Origin of the sequence: Bacillus sp. SG-1, from assembly GCF_000181495.1 — a bacterium.
In the GTDB taxonomy this organism is placed as follows: Bacteria; Bacillota; Bacilli; order Bacillales; family Bacillaceae_B; genus Rossellomorea.
In genome coordinates this window covers 1-2,140 of sequence record NZ_ABCF01000142.1, presented here as the reverse complement: position 1 = coordinate 2,140, position 2,140 = coordinate 1, and the positions used below count along the sequence as shown (strand labels likewise).

Below are 2,140 nucleotides of genomic sequence, written 5' to 3'. Positions count from 1 at the left end.
CAATGAAGCCTGCGTATTATTTTATGGGGCAGTCCAGTACATATGGGGAATTGAATGGAGCAGTCAGTAAGTTTGCAAGCGGTCTCGAAAAGCTCGGTATTGGCAAAGGGGATCATGTTGCACTTGTGTTGGGGAACTCACCTCATTTCATCATCGCTTTATACGGTGCAATGCGTGTGGGGGCTACGGCAATTCCAATCAATCCAATCTACACACCGGATGAAATAGGGTACATTATGAAAAATGGCGATGTAAAAGCTGTGATAACATTGGATATCCTGCTGCCGCTCGTTGAGAAGATGCATCATCACCTGCCAGAGGTAGACCACTTCATCTACTGTGAAACAGGGGATGAGAGAGCTAAAGGCATCCAGCCCGAACAACTTTCAGCATACCCTAAATTGAAATCGTTTACACAAGTGGTGGGTTCCGGGGATGTTACTTTCACTGGGCCCCAATTGAATGAGGAAGATACAGCCGTAATTCTGTATACATCAGGAACAACAGGCAAGCCAAAGGGAGCCATGCTCTCGCACAAGAACCTTTATTCTAATGCCAGGGATACAGGGGAGTACCTGAAAATGAATGAAGATGACAGAGTCATCACGACACTGCCGATGTTCCATGTGTTCTGTTTGACGGTAGCTCTGAATGCTCCATTGATAAGCGGTGCTACATTGCTGGTTGTACCAAAGTTCAGTCCGCAGGATATCTTTACACTGGCAAAAGAATATGAGCCAACTGTCTTTGCGGGTGTACCGACAATGTACAATTTTCTTTATCAGTATGAAGCGGGCAACCCTGAAGACTTCTCTTCATTAAGATTGTGTATTTCAGGAGGGGCTTCTCTCCCGGTAGCACTTCTTAAAAACTTTGAGAAGAAATTCAATGTGCTGATTTCTGAAGGATACGGGTTGTCCGAGGCATCGCCTGTTACTTGTTTCAACCCGCTTGACAGACCAAGGAAAGCCGGCTCTATCGGTACTTCCATCGTCAATGTGGAAAACAAAGTGGTCGATGAACTGGGAGAAGAAGTGCCGGTCGGAGAAGTGGGAGAACTGGTTGTAAGAGGTCCGAATGTCATGAAGGGCTATTATAAAATGCCGGAAGAAACCGAAGCGGCCATTCGTGGCGGCTGGCTGTATACAGGCGACCTGGCCAAGATGGATGATGAGGGATACTTTACGATCGTAGACAGAAAGAAAGACATGATTATTGTCGGCGGCTACAATGTATATCCTCGTGAAGTGGAAGAAGTACTCTACAGCCATCCGGAGGTGGTGGAAGTGGCCGTGATCGGCGCTCCGGATCCGGAAATGGGAGAAGCAGTAAAATGCTTTGTAGTGAAAAAGAACAGTGATCTCACCGAGCAGGAACTTTTAGCCTATTCCAGTGAGCATCTGGCTAAGTACAAGCTTCCAAGTTCGATTGAATTTCTGGAAGAACTGCCAAAAAACACAACTGGAAAAATTCTGAGAAGAGCATTGAAGCAGCAAGTCGTACAATCTTGATCAACAGGGCTTGTTTCCGTCAGCACCCGCTTTCGGAAATGAGCTTTTTTCTTTGAAACCTGGTTTTATAGCTTGTTTTTCTTTTCTTTTGGCTCTTTTCGTAAACTTTGTTGCTATTTAATACCAACTTTTAAAAATATCTACTTAATTAACCAGAAATAGCCTGATAAACAAGAGAGAAAAGAGCTAACTCACCTTTTCAGAGAAAAAAGCCCTTGTCTCCAAGGGAAAAATCCGGCTTTTTGGATTTTTCCGAGAGCAACAATATATACGAAAACAGCGTTTCTTTTTGAAAAGCAATCCAAAAAGGTTTTTTACAGCTTTTGTCGAAAGAGATAATGGAAGCGGCTTACTCAGTTAAACAAAAGGGGGATTCATACATGGAAAAAATTTTGCTGGAACAACGTGAGCATCTTGGGATTGTAACGATCAACAGGCCCGACGCAATGAATGCATTTAACTATGACACATTGACAGAATTGGAAAAAGTGGTTGAATCGATCCGAATCAATCCGGATATCCGAACAGTTGTATTCACAGGGGCGGGAGAAAAGGCATTCAGTGTCGGAGCTGACCTTAAAGAAAGAAAAACTCTGACGGAACAACAAGTGAGAAGAAATGTGAACAAG

2 protein-coding genes are annotated in these 2,140 nt (G+C 43.9%); both read left to right on the top strand.

Annotated elements, in window-relative coordinates:
* Positions 1-2 precede the first annotated feature (2 nt).
* Entirely contained in the window at positions 3-1,511 is a 1,509-nt protein-coding gene (locus BSG1_RS19165; RefSeq protein WP_006838894.1) for a fatty acid--CoA ligase family protein, read from the top strand.
* Positions 1,512-1,891: 380 nt separating this feature from the next.
* On the top strand, positions 1,892-2,140 hold a 249-nt coding region (locus BSG1_RS19160; protein ID WP_044023203.1), incomplete at its 3' end, for an enoyl-CoA hydratase-related protein.